The 17,621-nt window shown below is 40.2% G+C and carries 18 protein-coding genes; 3 read left to right on the forward strand and 15 right to left on the reverse strand.

The window, feature by feature from the left end; translation table 11 throughout:
- Positions 1 to 31: 31 nt before the first annotated feature.
- Complete coding sequence (locus tag OA84_RS09540) at positions 32 to 1,714, forward strand: APC family permease (protein WP_039345247.1); 1,683 nt, start codon at positions 32 to 34, stop codon at positions 1,712 to 1,714.
- A gap of 5 nt (positions 1,715 to 1,719) precedes the next feature.
- Positions 1,720 to 2,067: a DUF962 domain-containing protein gene (locus tag OA84_RS09545; RefSeq protein ID WP_039345250.1), complete on the forward strand. Its 348-nt coding sequence runs from the start codon at positions 1,720 to 1,722 to the stop codon at positions 2,065 to 2,067.
- Between the two features lie 83 nt (positions 2,068 to 2,150).
- Here the strand turns inward: OA84_RS09545 and OA84_RS09550 are convergent, their stop codons facing one another.
- A complete protein-coding gene (locus tag OA84_RS09550; protein WP_039345253.1) occupies positions 2,151 to 3,083 on the reverse strand; it encodes an SPFH domain-containing protein in 933 nt (310 codons plus the stop codon).
- Positions 3,084 to 3,140: 57 nt separating this feature from the next.
- Entirely contained in the window at positions 3,141 to 4,496 is a 1,356-nt protein-coding gene (dgt, locus tag OA84_RS09555; protein ID WP_039345257.1) for a dGTP triphosphohydrolase, read from the reverse strand.
- A 73-nt stretch (positions 4,497 to 4,569) separates the two neighbouring features.
- Here dgt and OA84_RS09560 point away from each other — a divergent pair, with 73 nt between their 5' ends.
- Positions 4,570 to 5,307 carry a DNA-formamidopyrimidine glycosylase family protein gene (locus OA84_RS09560; RefSeq protein ID WP_039345260.1) on the forward strand — a complete coding sequence of 246 codons (738 nt, stop codon included), beginning with the start codon at positions 4,570 to 4,572 and terminating at the stop codon, positions 5,305 to 5,307.
- Positions 5,308 to 5,358: 51 nt separating this feature from the next.
- Here OA84_RS09560 and gcvP read toward each other — a convergent pair whose 3' ends face one another.
- The 13 genes from gcvP to prfB all read right to left on the reverse strand — a co-directional run bounded on the left by gcvP (position 5,359) and on the right by prfB (position 17,437).
- On the reverse strand, positions 5,359 to 8,217 hold the full coding sequence (gene gcvP / locus OA84_RS09565; protein ID WP_039345263.1) for an aminomethyl-transferring glycine dehydrogenase: 2,859 nt from the start codon (positions 8,215 to 8,217) through the stop codon (positions 5,359 to 5,361).
- Between the two features lie 296 nt (positions 8,218 to 8,513).
- Positions 8,514 to 9,173 (reverse strand): J domain-containing protein, encoded by a 660-nt coding sequence (locus OA84_RS09575; protein WP_039345268.1) that lies wholly within the window; start codon positions 9,171 to 9,173, stop codon positions 8,514 to 8,516.
- A gap of 87 nt (positions 9,174 to 9,260) precedes the next feature.
- The gene (locus OA84_RS09580) at positions 9,261 to 9,725 is read right to left on the reverse strand and encodes a DoxX family protein (protein ID WP_039345271.1); all 465 of its coding nucleotides are present in this window, start codon (positions 9,723 to 9,725) and stop codon (positions 9,261 to 9,263) included.
- On the reverse strand, positions 9,726 to 10,166 hold the full coding sequence (locus tag OA84_RS09585; protein WP_039345273.1) for an SRPBCC family protein: 441 nt from the start codon (positions 10,164 to 10,166) through the stop codon (positions 9,726 to 9,728).
- Between the two features lie 19 nt (positions 10,167 to 10,185).
- Positions 10,186 to 10,608: an SRPBCC family protein gene (locus tag OA84_RS09590; protein ID WP_039345276.1), complete on the reverse strand. Its 423-nt coding sequence runs from the start codon at positions 10,606 to 10,608 to the stop codon at positions 10,186 to 10,188.
- A 20-nt stretch (positions 10,609 to 10,628) separates the two neighbouring features.
- Positions 10,629 to 11,486, reverse strand: a complete 858-nt coding sequence (locus tag OA84_RS09595) for a VOC family protein (RefSeq protein WP_039345277.1) — start codon at positions 11,484 to 11,486, stop codon at positions 10,629 to 10,631.
- A 34-nt stretch (positions 11,487 to 11,520) separates the two neighbouring features.
- Entirely contained in the window at positions 11,521 to 11,934 is a 414-nt protein-coding gene (locus tag OA84_RS09600) for an SRPBCC domain-containing protein (RefSeq protein WP_039345280.1), read from the reverse strand.
- 66 nt (positions 11,935 to 12,000) lie between these two features.
- Positions 12,001 to 12,414, reverse strand: a complete 414-nt coding sequence (locus OA84_RS09605) for an SRPBCC family protein (RefSeq protein WP_039345283.1) — start codon at positions 12,412 to 12,414, stop codon at positions 12,001 to 12,003.
- A gap of 81 nt (positions 12,415 to 12,495) precedes the next feature.
- Positions 12,496 to 13,707, reverse strand: coding sequence for a DUF763 domain-containing protein (locus OA84_RS09610; RefSeq protein WP_039345285.1), 1,212 nt, complete (start codon positions 13,705 to 13,707; stop codon positions 12,496 to 12,498).
- 84 nt (positions 13,708 to 13,791) lie between these two features.
- Positions 13,792 to 14,289: a thiol peroxidase gene (tpx, locus tag OA84_RS09615; protein WP_039345288.1), complete on the reverse strand. Its 498-nt coding sequence runs from the start codon at positions 14,287 to 14,289 to the stop codon at positions 13,792 to 13,794.
- A 183-nt stretch (positions 14,290 to 14,472) separates the two neighbouring features.
- Entirely contained in the window at positions 14,473 to 15,306 is an 834-nt protein-coding gene (locus OA84_RS09620; protein WP_039345291.1) for an arsenite methyltransferase, read from the reverse strand.
- 273 nt (positions 15,307 to 15,579) lie between these two features.
- The gene (locus tag OA84_RS09625) at positions 15,580 to 16,260 is read right to left on the reverse strand and encodes a DedA family protein (RefSeq protein ID WP_039345301.1); all 681 of its coding nucleotides are present in this window, start codon (positions 16,258 to 16,260) and stop codon (positions 15,580 to 15,582) included.
- A gap of 64 nt (positions 16,261 to 16,324) precedes the next feature.
- Positions 16,325 to 17,437, reverse strand: a complete 1,113-nt coding sequence (gene prfB, locus OA84_RS09630) for a peptide chain release factor 2 (RefSeq protein WP_039345302.1) — start codon at positions 17,435 to 17,437, stop codon at positions 16,325 to 16,327.
- Between the last annotated feature and the right edge of the window lie 184 nt (positions 17,438 to 17,621).

The following is a 17,621-nucleotide window of genomic DNA, read 5'->3' on the forward strand; positions in this document are numbered from 1 at the left end:
TCTTTTACATTTGTGTAAATTAAACTAGAATATGAAGCAGCTTTTCAGAAGAAAACAATACAGCGCAAAAGACCATTCCTCGGGACTATTGCGCGTTTTAGGAGTTTGGGATATTGTCTTTTTCGGAATTGCAGCGATTATTGGGGCAGGAAGTTTCAGCTCCCTCGGCGAAGCGGTTTTCCGCGGTGGTCCTGGCGTCATCATTCTCTATATTATTTGTGGTTTTGCGTGTGGTTTTACGGCGCTTTGTTATGCAGAATTTGCGAGTAGAATTCCGACCGCGGGTTCGGCTTACACCTATGCTTACGCGAGTTTTGGCGAAATTATGGCGTGGATTATCGGCTGGGCTTTAATTATGGAATATTCCTTCGGAAATATTTACGTGGCTTTTTCCTGGTCTGATTATTTTACCAGTTTTATGGGCAGAATCGGGCTTCACATCCCGGAATATTTAACTGCCAGTTATCCGGAAGCGAAAAAAGCTTTTTTCGGCGGTTCCCAAAATCTGGAATTGTTGAACGCCTGGAAAAACGCACCGCTCCTAGGCAATTTGAAAATTATTCTGGATGTACCGGCGCTGGTTATCAATGGGTTAATTACCTGGTTGGTTTATGTAGGCGTTAGAGAATCGAAGAATTTCAACAATATTTTCGTCCTTTTAAAGCTGTTTATTATCCTTTTGGTTATCGCGGTTGGAATTGCTTTTATCAACACCGACAATTGGTTTCCGGTGAGTTTGGAAACCGGAGAGCAGTCATTTATGCCGAACGGCTTTGCCGGCGTCATGAGCGCCGTTTCCGGAGTTTTCTTCGCCTATATCGGTTTTGATGCGTTGAGTGTTCTTTCCGAAGAAACAAAAAATCCACAAAAAAATCTGCCGCGCGGAATGATTATTTCGCTGGTTTTGTGTACCGTAATTTATATTATTTTGACGTTGGTTCTTACGGGAATGGTGGATTACAGAAGGTTTGAAGGCGTAGGCGATCCACTTTCTTTCATCTTCGAAAAAACCAACGCAAATGTTGCCTGGATGGAATTTGTGGTTTCGCTCGGTGCTATTATTGCGATTACCACGGTTTTACTCGTTTTTCAGATGGGACAGCCGCGGATTTGGTACGCCATGAGTCGCGATGGTCTCATGCCGAAAAAATTTATGGAAATTCACCCGAAACACAGTACGCCGTCTTTTGCAACTATTATTACCGGCGTTGTGGTCGGGATTCCGATTTTATTTACCGATAAATCCTTTATTTTAGATTTTACAAGTATCGGTACAATTTTCGCTTTTGTGCTCGTTTGCGGCGGCGTTTTGCTGCTGCCATCGAAAGAAAAATTACCTGGAAGGTTTCATTTGCCTTACATCAGTTCTCAGTTTATATTTCCGGTTCTTTTCCTGGGAGGACTTACTTTTTTCTACTTTTGGCAGCCGGCATTTTTCCATAATTTAATGGACTGGAAAGATCCAAACGAAGGTGAATTCAGAATTTCAATGTTCTTTTTCCTTTTAATAAATATTGGTTTGTGCGTTTTAACTTTAATTAAAAAACTCTCACTAATCCCGCTGATGGGTTTAAGCTCTTGCCTATATTTATTAACCGGAATGACGCATAACAACTGGTTTTGGTTCCTCGTTTGGTTCGCTTTGGGCATGATAATTTATTTTGGGTACGGTTTTAGACATAGCAAACTGAACCGCGAAAAAAATGCGGTGTAAGCTCAATGGAAGACCAAATAAAAACCTTTTCAGAATTTTACGAATTTTACCTCTTACAGCACCGAAAAATGTGGACACGGATTTTCCACTTCGTTGGAACCGCGCTGGTGCTTGTAGTTTTAATTTATGTCATCCAGTCCGGAAAAGAAAGATTTCTGTGGTATTTGCCGATTTTTGGTTTGGGTTTTTCGGCGCTCAGTCACTATATTTTTGAAAAAAATAAACCGACCACCTTTCAATATCCACTCTTCACCTTGATAGCGGATTTTAAAATGTTTTATGAACTGATTATCGGTAAGGAAAAATTTAAAAAAGCTGAAGAAAAAGAAACTGAAGAAAAAGCTGAAATTTAATTTTTAGAAAAATTCAAAAAACATGCTTTTTAGGCGAAAAAAAACGCTCCCAAATCGGAAGCGTTTTTTTTATTTTTATGAAATTAGTGCGAATGAGATCCCGTTGGAGGTGGATAATCGCCTTTGCTGGTTTCTTCCATTTTCTGCGTAGCTGCCATTGAAACTACAAGATCGTTCAACATTGAACTTGCAGCACTTGGCGAATTCGGTAAAAGCACAAGGTTGCTTCTGTTATTCGCTCCAATCGAATGTAGCGTGTCATAATGCTGCGTCACTACAATCAGCGCGGAAGCTTCCTGAGAGCTTATTCCCGCTTCATTCAGCATTTTTACAGATTCTTCCAGACCTTTCGCAATTTCGCGTCTTTGGTCGGCAATACCCATACCCTGAAGTTTTTTAGATTCTGCTTCCGCTTTTGCAACCGCAACAATTCTAATTTTTTGAGCTTCAGATTCGTATTCCGCAGCGGTTTTTTCACGTTCTGCAGCATTAATTCTGTTCATCGCATGTTTTACCTGCTCATCCGGATCGATATCGGTTACCAAGGCTTTGATAATGTCGTAACCGTAACTTTGCATCGCTTCCTGCAGCTCACCTTTTACAGCGATAGCAACGTCATCTTTACGTACAAAAACATCATCGAGTTTCAGTTTTGGAACTTCCGCGCGCACCACATCGAAAACATAAGAAGTAATCTGGTTTTCCGGGTTTTCCAAACGGTAAAATGAATCGGCAACCTGCGCGGTAATTACCTGATACTGAACAGAAACTTTCATTCTGATAAATACGTTATCTAAAGTTTTGGTATCAATAATTACATCTAACTGCTGGATTCTCAAATTCATACGTTTTGCAACCTGATCGATGAAAGGTATTTTTAAATGAAGACCGGACTGGCGCACGACGTGAAATTTACCCAACCGTTCCACAATCGCAGCAGTTGCCTGCTTGACCGTAAAAAATGAGGCAAAAAGGACGATTAATCCTAAAAAAATAATAATTCCGAAATAAGTCATATTTTAGTTTTTATGGTTAAACTGGTTACTTCTTAAAGATAATCAAATTTTCGGAATTTACATCGTCATTCCGATCTCAATTCCTTTAATTTTCCGGTAAAGATCGGTCGCAAAATTATCCGTCATTCCTGAAACAAAATCAATAACGCCCAAAACCTTTTGGTAATCGCTTCCGTTTTCGTAAACAAACTGTTGTGGCAGAAGTTTCAGTGCCATTTTATCGTAAGATTTTCGTTTCTCATTTTCGGTTAAAATAGGCGGAATAAAATGATTAAGCAATTCGTACATTACATTATAACCCGCATTTTCAATTTCAATGACGGCTTTGTGACCGTAAATTTTCTCAATCGAAAAACTCTCGATTTCCTGAAGCGAAGAATTTTCACTTTTAAAAATATCCAGCAGCGCTTTATCTAAAGTTCCTTCTAAAATGTCGGAAAAACGCTCTTTATAAATTTCGATCGATTTATTAATTAAAGCATTGATGACTTTTGCGCGCAAATAGGAAATGCGTTCATTAGCATTGGTCAAAACCGCAAGTTTGTCTTCTACCCTTTTGGTATTCGCGTTTTCAGATTTTATGAGGTCAAAGAAGAGATTTTCGCAATCTGCCGTGGATACGATTCCCAGGCGGTGCGCATCTTCCATATCGATAATGTTATAGCAAATATCATCCGCCGCCTCCACAAGCCAAACAAACGGATGCCTTTTAAAAATTACGGGTTCTTCACTTTCAGAAATCAGCTGAACTGATTTTGCGATATTTAAAAAAGTATCTTTTTCGTTCTGAAAAAAACCGAATTTTTTCCTGTGTATTTGCCCCTTTTTTTTTGCTACAGCTTCGCACGGATATTTAGCAATACTTGCTAAAGTTGCAAATGTGAGCTGCGTTCCGCCATCATCTTTTCCGGTTTGCTGATGCGTTAAAACGCGGATGGCATTAGCATTCCCCTCAAAATTCACCAAATCTGCCCATTCTTTTTCGGTAAATTTTGGTTTTAAATCAGCTTCATTTTTTTCGAAATAGCTCGCAATGGCGTCTTCCCCGGAATGTCCGAACGCCGGATTTCCAACATCATGACACAAACACGCCGCAGCGATTACATTTTGAAGATTGTGCTGATAAAAATTTTGGGCGTTCAAATCGAGTTTTTTCTCGAAATTCTGAAAGATAAATTCACCAACTGAACTTCCCATGCTTCGGCCGACCGAGGAAACTTCCAGCGAGTGCGTAAGCCGGTTATGCACAAACACGCTGCCCGGAAGCGGAAAAACCTGAGTTTTATTTTGCAGTCTGCGAAACGGTGCCGAAAAAATAATTCGGTCAAAATCGCGCTGAAAATCTGTTCGTGAAGCAGGCGTTGAAGTTGGGTTTCCCGTGCGCTGATGCGTGAAAATACTGTTTAAATCCATATTTCAAAAGTACGTTTTTTCTATAGCTTTTTAAAATGGTTTAAGTTTTGGATTTGCTTTTGAAAATTTCACCATGCCGGAAGGACCTTCCATAAAAATCCTGAAAGACCTCGCAGAAAAATTCATCGGTCAGGAAATCATTTCCGCTTCCGGGAACGCGAAAATCGAAATGGACCAACTGCCGGGAAAAACTTTCGAAGCGTATAAAACCTACGGCAAGCAATCTTATCTGGTTTGCGGTAAACTGGTCGTCCGGATTCACCTGCTTTTGTGGGGCAGCTATTCACTGGACGAGCAGACAAAGCCCAACCGTCAGCTTCGCTTGCATCTCAAATTCGAAAATGGTGATCTGTATTTTTATTCGTGTTCGGTTAAATTGTTAGATTCAAAAGTTTTAAAAGAAATCGACTGGAACGCCGATGTTTTGAGTGATGAATGGAAACCTTTAAAAGCGAAAAAAAAGCTCAAATTGCAGCCAGAAATGTTGGTTTGTGATGCACTGATGGACCAGAATATTTTTTCCGGCGTCGGGAATATCATCAAAAACGAAGTTCTTTTCCGGATTGGCGTTCATCCGGAAAGTTTGATCGGAAGATTACCACCGAAAAAGTTATCAGCGCTTATTTTCGAAGCTCGCAATTACAGTTTTGATTTTCTGCGTTGGAAGAAAGAATACGTGCTGAAGAAAAACTGGCTCGTACATACCAAAAAAATATGCCCGAAATGCGGCGAAAATTTAACAAAAAGACACACGGGTCTCAACAGCAGACGCAGCTTTTTCTGTGAAAAAAACCAGAAACTATATCAATAAAAATTCCCGGCTAAAACCGGGAATTTTTTCAATTTATATAAGCAAGTAATCTTACATATAACTTTCAATCGGTGCACAGGTACAGATTAAATTTCTGTCGCCATAGGCTTCATCAACGCGGGAAACCGAAGCGAAGAACTTGCGGTCGCGAACCCAATCCAATGGATAAGCTGCTTTTTCGCGGCTGTATGGTTTATCCCAGGAATCAGAAATTACAACTTGCTCGGTGTGAGGCGCGTTTTTCAAGACGTTATTCGCCATATCTGCTTTTCCTTCTACGATTTCGTCGATTTCTTTTTTAATGGAAATCAGTGCTTCTGCGAAACGATCCAATTCTGCTTTACTTTCAGATTCCGTCGGTTCGATCATCAACGTTCCCGCAACCGGGAAACTTACCGTTGGTGCGTGATAACCGTAATCCATCAAACGTTTTGCGATGTCGGCAACTTCAATTCCGAACGCTTTAAACTGTCGGAAATCTACGATACACTCATGTGCCACGCGACCCTGTCTGTTTGAATATAAAATCGGGAAATGTTCTGCTAAAACTTCTTTTAAATAATTGGCATTTAAAATGGCAAAATTTGTAGCCTGTTTCAAGCCGTCGGCGCCCAACATTTTAATATAAGCGTAGGAAATATTCAGCACCAAAGATGAACCATAAGGCGCACCGGAAATTGCAGCAATAGATTCATTTCCACCGGTTTTAACGTTCGGATTTCCAGGTAAAAATTTCACCAAATGTTCAGCGACGCAAATCGGACCAACACCAGGACCGCCGCCACCGTGTGGAATTGCAAAGGTTTTATGAAGATTTAAGTGGCAAACATCAGCTCCAATGTCGCCAGGTGAAGTGTAACCAACCTGCGCATTCATGTTTGCGCCATCCATATAAATCTGTCCGCCGTGCTGATGAATTAAATCTGTAATTTCTTTAATATTATCATCGAAAAAACCATAAGTTGACGGATAGGTAATCATCACCGCTGAAAGATTTTCGCTGTGCTGTTCTGCTTTCGCTTTCAAATCTTCAAAATCGATTTCGCCATTTTCCAGGTTTTTCACCACCACCACTTTCATGCCGGCAATTACCGCTGAAGCAGGATTTGTTCCGTGCGCAGACTGTGGAATTAAAACAATATTACGGTGACTATCGCCACGTGATTTGTGATATTCGCGAATCACCATCAATCCTGCATATTCACCCTGCGCACCAGAATTCGGCTGCAAAGAAGTACCTGCAAAACCTGTGATTTCCGCTAAATCTTTCTCTAATTCTTTAATTAAAATCTGATAACCTCCCGCTTGATCGGTTGGTACAAACGGATGCACACTGCCCCATTCCGGCCATGAAAGCGGAAGCATTTCTGTTGCCGCGTTCAGTTTCATGGTACACGAGCCAAGAGAAATCATGGAATGTGTGAGTGAAAGATCTTTTCTTTCCAAACGCTTGATATAGCGCATCAATTCGGTTTCCGTATGATAAGCGTTGAAAACTTTTTCCTGTAAAATAGCGTCGGTTCTCAAAAGCTCTTCCGGAATATGAACTTCATCTTTGAAGGTTAATTTAAAACTCTGGGAAGCTAAAAAGTCTGCAAAAGCATCGAATAAATACTGAACTTTCTGAATGGTAGAAGTTTCATTTAAAGAAATGCTTACAATTCCGTCCGAGAAAAAATTCAGGTTAATTTTCCGGTCGAGCATCAGTCGCATCAATTTTGCTTTTTGCGCTTCATCCATACGGATTTTTACCGTATCGAAAATCGGTTCATCGGTGATGTCATAACCTAAAGTTTTCAAACCATTTTGCAGCGCGATTGCTTTAAAATGAATTTGGTCCGCAATGAAATTCAAACCTTTCGGTCCGTGATAAACCGCGTACATTCCTGCCATTACCGCCAGAAGCACCTGCGCTGTACAGATATTGGAAGTAGCTTTTTCTCTTTTAATATGCTGCTCACGCGTTTGCAAAGCCATACGCAAAGCACGTTTTCCGTAAGCATCCTGAGAAACTCCGATAATTCTTCCCGGTAAATCGCGTTTATATTCGTCTTTACAAGCGAAAAAAGCCGCGTGAGGACCACCGTAACCCATCGGAATACCAAAACGCTGTGTAGTTCCCACCGCGCAATCTGCGCCCATTTCAGCCGGTGATTTTAATTTCACCAAAGCCATCGGGTCACAGGCAACTACAACCTGCAAGTCTAAAGCTTTGTAAGCGCTGATCGTATCGGTATAATCGATGACAACTCCGTTTTTTCCTGGGTATTGTAAAATCGCACCGAAGAACGATTCATCAAGTTTTTTTTCTTCAAAATTGCCGACCACAACGTCGATTCCTAAACCTTCAGCTTTAGTTTTTAAAACCGCAACGGTTTGAGGTAATACCAAATCCGAAACAAAAAATTTATTTGCTTCGCCTTTCTTCTGGGTTTTTGTACGGCTTTCGAAGAACATGTGCATAGCTTCCGCAGCTGCTGTTGATTCATCTAAAAGTGAAGCATTCGCCAATTTAAAACCAGTTAAATCGCAAACAACAGTTTGGAAATTCAATAATGCTTCCAGACGGCCTTGCGCTATTTCTGCCTGATAAGGCGTGTAAGCGGTATACCAGGACGGATTTTCCAGAATATTTCGTTGGATGGCACTTGGTAAAATGGTATTGTTATATCCAAAACCGATATAATTATCGAACATTAAGTTTTTCGCCGCCAACTCTTTGGAGTGTGCAAGCATTTCGTACTCAGAAAGAGCATCGGAAATAGAAAGTTCCTCTTTTGAGCGAATGGAATCAGGAATGGTCTGACCGATGAGTTCCTCAATATCTGCAACTCCAATACGGTCTAGCATTGCCTGTTGATCGGCTTTATTCATGGAAATGTGCCGGTTTACAAATTGTGTAGTATTCATATTACTTTTACTGGATTTTTATAAAATAAAGGTTTGTAAAAATACGAATATTTGGGCAACGCTACAATTGATAAATGTCGCTAAATTCAATTTATTGAAAGTATTATTTGGAACTGTTCTAAATAATTTTTACTTTTGCGGCATGAATATCCAGATTATTCCGTTCAAAGTTGCGCCGTTAGCACCTGCCCAAAGTTTCAAAGAAGAAATGCTGTGCGGCAAAAAGAACTGCTGCAAAAAGTTTAAGAAAGGAAAAAGGTGTAAAAAATGCCCCGGAAGGTTGAAATTAGCTTAAACTAAATTTCAATACCGAAAAGTACTTTAGCTAAAAGCATCGCGGCGATAATCAGGAAAATTATCGCGATGGTAATTCGGCTTGCTTTTGACGGATTTTGCGTTTCTACTTTTTGTGCATGCTGCGGATTTACCAGTTTTTCAGCCTCTTCACGGTTTTGGTTCTCCGTATTTTCAAAAACTTCGGTAATTGTAATTTGCTGCACTAAAGTTTTATTCAGCAAAGAATTGGTCACATGCAGCAACAGCTGAAACTGGCCGTTTTTAAATTCCGTTATTCTGATAGTTTTTTCGCCATAACCTTTTTCGAGACCAAAAGGCAAAACTTTTACAATATCAGCATTGATAGTTTGCCAGGAAATAATGACTTCCTCACCTTTTTGAACGCGGACTTTGTTCGTGGTAAACGATTTGATGACCGGCGGCAAATTCGGTCTGTAAGTGCGTTGCTGATGTCCTAAATTATCATCGTAAATCCGTCTTTTTTCTTTGTCATTCAGCATTTCGTAAGCTTCCTGAATTTCGCGAAAGCGGTTTTCGAAAAACTCATCGCCAGGATTTTTGTCCGGGTGATATTTCAAAGAAAGTTTCCGATAGGCTTTTTTGATGTCTTCTTCAGAAGCATTTTCGGCCACACCAAGAAAATAATAATAATTCTTCATTCAGGATTTTCGGGCTGAGCAGCACTCGATTTTGGTACGCAAAAATAGAGCTTTTAAATTTTTTGAGCAGAAGATTTGGTTAAATTTTTACTGTGCTGGCAGATAAATTCCGAAAAACCACGTCCAAACAATCAAAATAATTTGCATGGGTAAACGCTCTTTAAATAGATAAGCCATTCCGGGTCCGGAGAAATCACCTTTAAAAAGATTAACTTTTTTCCGCGAAGAATTGATGTTGGCAAAAAATACAAGAACTAAAAATACAATCAGGAAAATGGCGGTCGCTTCACGAAAAGCGCGAAAAAAGAGCAAAATACCGGCAAGAATTTCTAGCACGCCGGTGAAGTAGACCAAAAACATTTTTGCCGGTAGAAAATCCGGAATCATGAGCGCCATTCCTTTTTGAAATTTAAAATGCGCTAAGCCGGTGAAAATCATAAAAACCGAAAGGCCAAGGTTTCCGGAAAAAATATAGTCAAAATACCCGTAAAAAATTTTGGTAACACCCAGACTCAGCAGAAAAGTTACCGCGATGATGGAAAGTAATTTCATCTAGCTTTCGGCAATTTTTTTCAAAAGCTCAAAACCCTTATTAAAACCGGTATTCATCATATCCACCATACTTTCATCGGCGTGTACAATTGCGCGAAGTTCGGTAGTTGTATCGTCCACTGCGCGCAGGAAATATTTTTCCTCGGTTCCGCTCCACTGCTTAACATCTCGGCTTTGCGTGTCTTCAACACCGTTTTGGTAAGTGCCCAAATGACTGAAAACCACTTCGGTCGGTTCATTTAAACTCGCGATGGTAGAAACCATTCCTTCACCATTTTTATTGGTAAAATAGGTTTTTCCGCCAACTTTCCAGTCGGTTTTGAACTGCGAACCTTCGTCAAAAAACTGGGTCCATTGTCCATAAGTTTCTTCGCTCCAAAGCAAATTCCACACATCCTGAATCGGTGCGTTGATGTACATTTCGTAATTTAAAGTTTCCATTTTTGCGTTTTTTTAAAATTTATTCTTCAGAAAGCTGCTTGATTAATTCCAGATTTTTCGGGTATTTCGTTCGGAAAAAATCCACAAATTCATCAAGTGAATTTACTTTCACGGTGAGCAGCGTGCCGTTTTCATTTGACTCTAAAAAATAACTGACGGTAGAATCTTCCCAATCTTGTGGTTCCGGTTTTCCATCCATGATCCAGCCGAGGTGTTTCATCGAAAGTTGCTGCGGAAAGTTATTTTTTTCAACCACGTTATACATGCCGTTGTTCGACTTATCTAGAAATTTCATCGTGCTGGCTTCACTCCAGTCGCCTTCAAAATAGGTACCTTCGTTCATTGCAGAAGACCATTTTCCGTAAGCATCCTGCGTAAAAAGCACTTCCCAAACTTTTTCGCGATTGGCATTTATTTGCTGCTCAAAGACCAAATTTTTCATTTTTATATAACTTATGGTTGCTAAGAATTGTACGCTGTTTCCAGATCAGATATTATGATTTTCTGCATCGTCATCATCGCCTGCATCACCTTCGCGCCTTTCGCGTGATCTTCACCATTCATCAACTCCAGTAATTTTTTCGGAACAATTTGCCAGCTTACACCGAACTTGTCTTTAAGCCAGCCGCACATCGATTCTTTCCCGCCGTCGGCGGTTAAGCCATTCCAATAAAGGTCGGTTTCTTCCTGAGAATCTGTCATTACAACAATTGAAATTCCTTCATTGAAATCAAACGGATGATTGTAGGAATAATCCATGCAGAAAAGGGTGTAACCGTCGATTTCAAAATGGGCGTGCTGAATATTTTCCGGGTTTTCTTCGGCTTTATCTCCGTCGCCGTATTTTAAAATTGAACCTATTTTGGAATCCGGAAAAATGTCGGTGTAGAAAATCATGGCTTCCGCAGCTTTGCCGTTGTTTTCGTGTAAAAACATTAAGGTCGGCACAATTCTTTGAACCTCTTTTTTAGCGTTAATAGAAAGTTGCCACGTAACACCAAATTTATCACGAACCCAACCATATAATTCCGACCAAGGCTGCTCCGCCAGTTCCAGTAAAATTTTTCCGTCTTTGACTAAAATTTCCCAGCATTTTTTAAGTTCATCCACGCTTTCACACAAAACGGTAAATGAAATTGAAGCGTTTTTCTGAAACTGTGGACCGGCATCTAAAATCATTAATTTTTGACCAAACAGCTCGATATTTATTACCATTTGGGTGTCAACCGTGATTTTACCGCCAAAGGTTTCACAGTAAAAATCGGCGGCCGCTTTGCCGTCTCCATCAAACCAAAGACAGGGAAAAATTTCGTTCGTCATTTTTAATTTTATTTAAATAAAAAAAGCCGCAGCTTTAGTGGTTTTCCACATATTTGTGAAAACGGTCTAAAATCGCGTACCAGCCGATTCTTTGCATTTCGCGTGAAAACTGAACTTCGGGTTCGAAAACTTCGATAATTTCAGTGGCATTTTCGTCTATTTTTTTGAAAAAGACTTCCACTTTTCGGCCGTCATCCAGAACGGTTCTCACATATTCCAGCGGGCGGATTTCATCAATATTGCCGGAAAAATTATAACCAAAGGATTTGTCTTTGTATTCCAGCCGATAATCAAACCGGCCGCCTACCCGAAAATCGATAACGGCCTTAGGGCAATGCCAGTTTGTAGTGGTAAAATTCCATTTCACAATATGCTTGGGCTGATAAAAAAAATCCCAAACTTTTTCTATTGGTTTTAAAATGGTAATGTTCACGGTTATGGGCTCCATATTAGCTTATTTTTCATAAAAATACGGAATAAATTCCAAACCGCTTAAGCCAAAATTGATTTTAGGTTAATTGTTTTCCACATATTTATGAAAGCGATCGAGGATAGCATACCAGCCGTCACGCTGCATTTCGCGCGAGTTACTTTCTTCCGGATCAAAGGTTTCCGTCACCTTTGTGGTGTTTGCATCTACCTCTTCAAAAGTCACTTCAACCTGGCGGTTATCATCCAGATGATAGCGTATTTTCTGCTTCGGAATTACTTCATCATACGTTCCTTTAAAATCAAAACCGAACTCGCCATCGCGCTGCTCCATTCTGTAATTAAATTGGCCGCCAACACGCAGATCATTTTCCGCGGACGGACAAACCCAGGACTCATCGGCGAAGTTCCACTCCGTGATGTGAGATGGTTCTGTAAAGAATTTCCAAACCTGCGAAACAGGTTTTAAAATCGTAATTTCAAGTGTTATTGGCTCCATATTTCTGTTTTATTTTTAAATGAATTTATTTGCCGCTAAAAGCTGCTTTTTTTCGATTTTAAAAAAATACCGTTTTAGCAGCTAAAAAAGCGACAGCTGAATTGCGGTATTTCCTTTTGGTTTTTCAGCATCACCAAATACGGTTTTTCCGCCATATTTCCAGGAATTTTTGCGTTCTTCTTCAATAACGTCATTGATATCAAAATTAGGTTTAAAATGTTCTTCCGCTTTTGCCATCATGCGGTGGAGCTTTTCAACGGTTTTCAATTGATCGGAATTTCCGAGCTTTGATTTTTCGACACCTTTTTGAAGAATTGAAATCGTCTCATCATAGATTTTCAGCGGCACTGGAAACGGATGACCGTCTTTGCCGCCGTGCGCAAACGAAAACCGCGCGGGATCTTTAAATCGTGAAGGCGCGCCGTGAATGACTTCGCTCACCAAAGCTAAACTTTGCAGCGTTCGTGGTCCCACGCCTTTCAGTAATAACAGTTCTTCGAAATTTTCCGGCGGAAGTTCGCGCGTCATAGAAAGTAAAGCGCCGAGTCTTTTCAAATCTACGTCCGAAGCCTGAACATCGTGATGCGCCGGCAGGATTAACCGGGCAAAATCTGCCATTATTTTCTCGGAATTGGTGTGCGAAATTTCCAGAATACCGCTGCGGTTATCTTTTGCATTTTGGGAAGTCAAATTAAGGATCTGACCGCGGTTGATACCTTCAATTCCTGTATGCGGTTCTTCCACAAAAGATTTTAAGTTTTCAGAATGCCAGTGATAGCGCCGCGCGGTTTTATCTTTCACATTCATTCCCTGCTGAATCACCGCCCACTTACCTTCATCGGTGAGCATAAAATTGTGCGTGTACAACTGATAGCCATCCTGAACGGCGGTATTATCTACTTTTGCTGAAAGTTTGCTTGCACGGACAAGTTCTGTACCGTTTAAACCAGTGGTTTCCGAGATCTTCACAAGCTCATTTGGTGTTTGGAGCGACAGTTTTCCTTTTCCGCCAGCGATATAAATTCCAAGCGATTTTGCCTGCGGATTGATGGCTTTTTTCAGCGCACCCATCACCGAAGTGGTGATTCCCGACGAATGCCAATCCATGCCCATGACCGCACCAAAACACTGGAACCAAAACGGATCGCTCATGCGGCGTATAACCTCATCTTTGCCGTAGTCGCACAGCATAACTTCCACCACCGAAAGACCGAGTGTGGACATTCGGTCGTAAAGCCATTGCGGGACGTAGCCGTAATGCAGTGGTAAATCTGCAGAACCCGAACGTTTCATTTATTGAATTTACTTTTCTATTTCAGACAAAAAACCTCGTCAGAAACTGCTTCCTGACAAGGTTAAAACTTTTAATTTCGGATTTTATTTTAAAGCGTTTAAAGCTGCTTCATAATTCGGCTCCTGTGCAATTTCTGCAACCTGCTCGGTATAGATCACTTTTCCGTCTTCATCAGCAACGATTACCGCGCGGCTTAAAAGGCCCTGCATCGGCGAATCTTCCATCGTCACTCCATAGTCATCACCGAAAGTTCCGCGGAAATCAGAGAGACTTTCTACGTTATCCAAACCTTCTGCAGCGCAAAAACGGTTTAAAGCAAACGGTAAATCTTTGGAAACATTTATTACGACTGTGTTTTCCAAATCAGCTGCTGCTTCATTGAATTTTCTTGCAGCTTCGGCGCAAACGCCGGTATCGATGCTTGGAAAAATGTTGAAAATTTTACGTTTTCCGCTGTAATCTTCGCTAGTTTTTTCTTTCAATTCTCCGTTGATTAACCGGAAATTTTTAATGGTGCTTCCAACTTCAGGTAAATTTCCCACGGTGTGCACCGGACTGTCGTGTAATGTAATATCTGCCATAATTGTAATAATTTTTAATTATCTCAAATTTAATGAAACTTTCACCAAGTCCCGAATTATCAAAGTTAAATAATTCTTAATTGATATTTTTCGGCGGTTAAACAATCACTTTTTTAAAACCAAAAAAAATCCGCTTTTAAGGCGGAATTTTTTTTTAAGCAGCTTAAAAATTTACTTAATGTTTTAGCAACAGGTCGGGCCGCAGCACTCGTTTTTCTTTTCACCGTAAACCGTGATGCTGAAAATTATATTTTTGTTGGACTTATAAATTTCAATTTCCTCTTCATTCAGATAATTTTTCAGAATATCGTTCGGAATGATAATCGGTTTTTCTTTCTGAATGGTGACGTTCTGAAAGCCGCAATTTTTAATGATTTCCAGATATTCATCTTTCTGAATTGCGCTCGCCACACAGCCCGCATACATTTCGGCGGCGTTTTTAATTTTTTCAGGTAAATCACCGGTTAAAACAATATCCGAAATGCTGAAATGTCCGCCAACTTTCAAAATCCGCTGCACTTCGCTGAACGCTTTCGGTTTGTTCGGCACGAGATTCATCACGCAGTTGCTCACCACAACATCCGCAACATTGCTCATCGTAGGAATATTCTCAATGTCGCCCAGACGGAATTCCACATTGTTGTATTTCAATTTTTCGGCGTTCAAACGTGCTTTATTGATCATTTCCGGTGTGAAATCGATGCCGATGACTTTTCCGGTTTCACCCGTTTCGTGTCGCGCCACGAAGCAATCATTTCCGGCGCCGCTGCCCAAATCGATGACGGTGTCACCAGGTTTAATTTTCGCAAATTCGGTTGGTAATCCGCAGCCTAATTTTAAATCTGCTTCGGCGTTATAACCTTCAAGATGTTCGTATTCATCGTTCATCACGTTGTAGACCTCGGTGGAACAACCGCCGCTTCCACAGCAAGAAGTTGCATTGGTGTCTTGATTCTGCAAAGCAATTTCACTGTATTTTTGCTTTACCATTTCTTTGATTTCTTCGTTGGTTGTCATGGGTTTTGAAATAAGAGATTAGATTTTTAGGGATAGAGGATTTGAAAAAATTTGCGTTGAAAGGGGGAATTTTTTAGTTTTAATGATTAACAGCAAGAACTTTTTTCGCTAATTTTTGTTCGGTTTTGCTTGCGTCCATATTCATATTTTGATATTGCAATATTACGATATAGTTTTTCACATCTCCAAATTTTTTAGCGATTATTTTTAGGCTTGAAGCAAAAAAAAAGCACCTAAAAGATGCTTTTTTTTAAATTTATAAAAATTAATTTTTTACTCCGAAACTTTTTCTTCTTTCTTTTTTCCGAAGAAAAATTTAATGATAATCGGTAAAGTAGTCATCAAAACGATGATAATGATAATCATCTCGAGATGCGATTTTAAATCAATCCCGAATTGGTTCTGAAAAAGTGCATCCAAATAATGTCCGGCAAAAATCAGTGAAAAAGACCACAAAATTGCTCCAATAATATTATCAACTAGGAAACGCGTTTTATCCATCTTCACAATTCCGGCAACGATCGGCGTAAAAGTTCTTACAACCGGTAAAAATCTTGCCATTATCACCGCCAAAGCGCCATGCTGCTCGAAAAAGTCATGTGCCTGGAAAAGATATTTCTTTTTGAAAAGGAAAGAATCTTCTCTTTTGTACAATGCCGGGCCGGCTTTTAAACCAAACCAATATCCGACTTCATTACCGATGATTGCCGCAACTGAAACCGCTGAAGCTAAAATGGTAGTGTCTAAAAAATCGCTGCCTGTGGAGCCTAATGTTTCATTTACAAGTTCTACCGCGTAAATACCGGAAACAAAAAGCAGGCTGTCACCCGGAAGAAAAAAACCGACAAACAAACCTGTTTCCGCAAAGATTATAAATAAAATGAGCCAAAAACCGCCCATTTTTATGTAAAACTCAGGATTTAATAAATCCTTCCAACTTTCAAAATTCTCCATATTTGCAAAGATAACAAAAGAGCTCTTCTGCAAAGAATAAGAAATTGTTAAAGTTTATTAAATTTTAAAGCTCGAAGTTATCGTCAGAAACTGCCGTTCCGTCGGCCATTAGAAATGCTTTAAGAAACGGCGTCAGATTTCCGTTCATCACACCGTCCACATCCGAAGTTTCAAAGCCAGAACGCACATCTTTCACCAGTTTGTACGGGTGCATCACGTAGTTGCGAATTTGGCTGCCCCACTCGATTTTCATTTTACCGGCTTCTATCTCAGTGCGCGCTTTCATACGCTCTTCAAGTTCCATTTCGTAGAGGCGTGATTTCAGCAACTGCATTGCTTTTTCTTTGTTTTGAAGCTGCGAGCGCGATTCGGAATTTTCAATTATAATTCCAGTGGGTGCGTGACGCAAACGAACTGCCGTTTCTACCTTATTTACATTCTGTCCACCGGCGCCACTCGAACGCATGGTTTCAAAGGAGATATCTGCAGGATTAATGTTGATTTCAATCGTGTCGTCCACTAAAGGATAAACGTAAACCGAGACGAAACTGGTGTGGCGTTTTGCATTGGAATCAAACGGAGAAATACGCACCAAACGGTGCACGCCGTTTTCACCACGCAGATAACCGAAAGCAAATTCACCGTCAATTTCCAAAGTGACGGTTTTAATTCCGGCAACATCGCCTTCCTGATAATTCAGTTCGCGAATTTTGTAGCCTTGATTTTCTGCCCACATCTTGTACATCCGCATCAGCATCGAAGCCCAATCGCAGCTTTCCGTTCCTCCTGCACCAGCTGTAATTTGTAAAACCGCCGAAAGTTCGTCGCCTTCATTCGAAAGCATATTTTTAAATTCTAAATCTTCGATTTTCTGAACTAAAACCGGAAAAGCTTCATCAAGTTCCCGCGCGGAATCCGGATCTTCTTTCGCAAATTCCATTAAAACCTGAATATCTTCAAAACGTGTGAAAATTTCCTCGTAATCATCCACCCACTTCTTCTTGGAGCGCAGCTGTTTCATGAAGATTTCCGCTTCCTTCGGATTGTCCCAAAACTCTGGTGAAACAGTTTTTTCTTCGTCATTTGCAATCTCAATTTTTTTACGGTCGATCTGCAGATATTTATACAAATCTGCTATCCGGGATTGCGTTTCTTTTATTTGGTCGCTGTTGATCACTCGATTTTAATTTTAGCAAAAGTAATATTTTTTTAAAGGAAACGTAAATCTGCAAAAAATCCAAAACAGAAAAAAATGCCCAAAAAGCGGCAAATTTTCTTTAAGTTTAATTCAGTAAGTTTTTAAAAATTAAAAAATTCGGCACAAAAAAGCCGGAAAATCTGCATTCTCCGGCCGGTATTTT

The organism is Kaistella solincola, assembly GCF_000812875.1.
GTDB classification, from domain to species: Bacteria; Bacteroidota; Bacteroidia; order Flavobacteriales; family Weeksellaceae; genus Kaistella; species Kaistella solincola.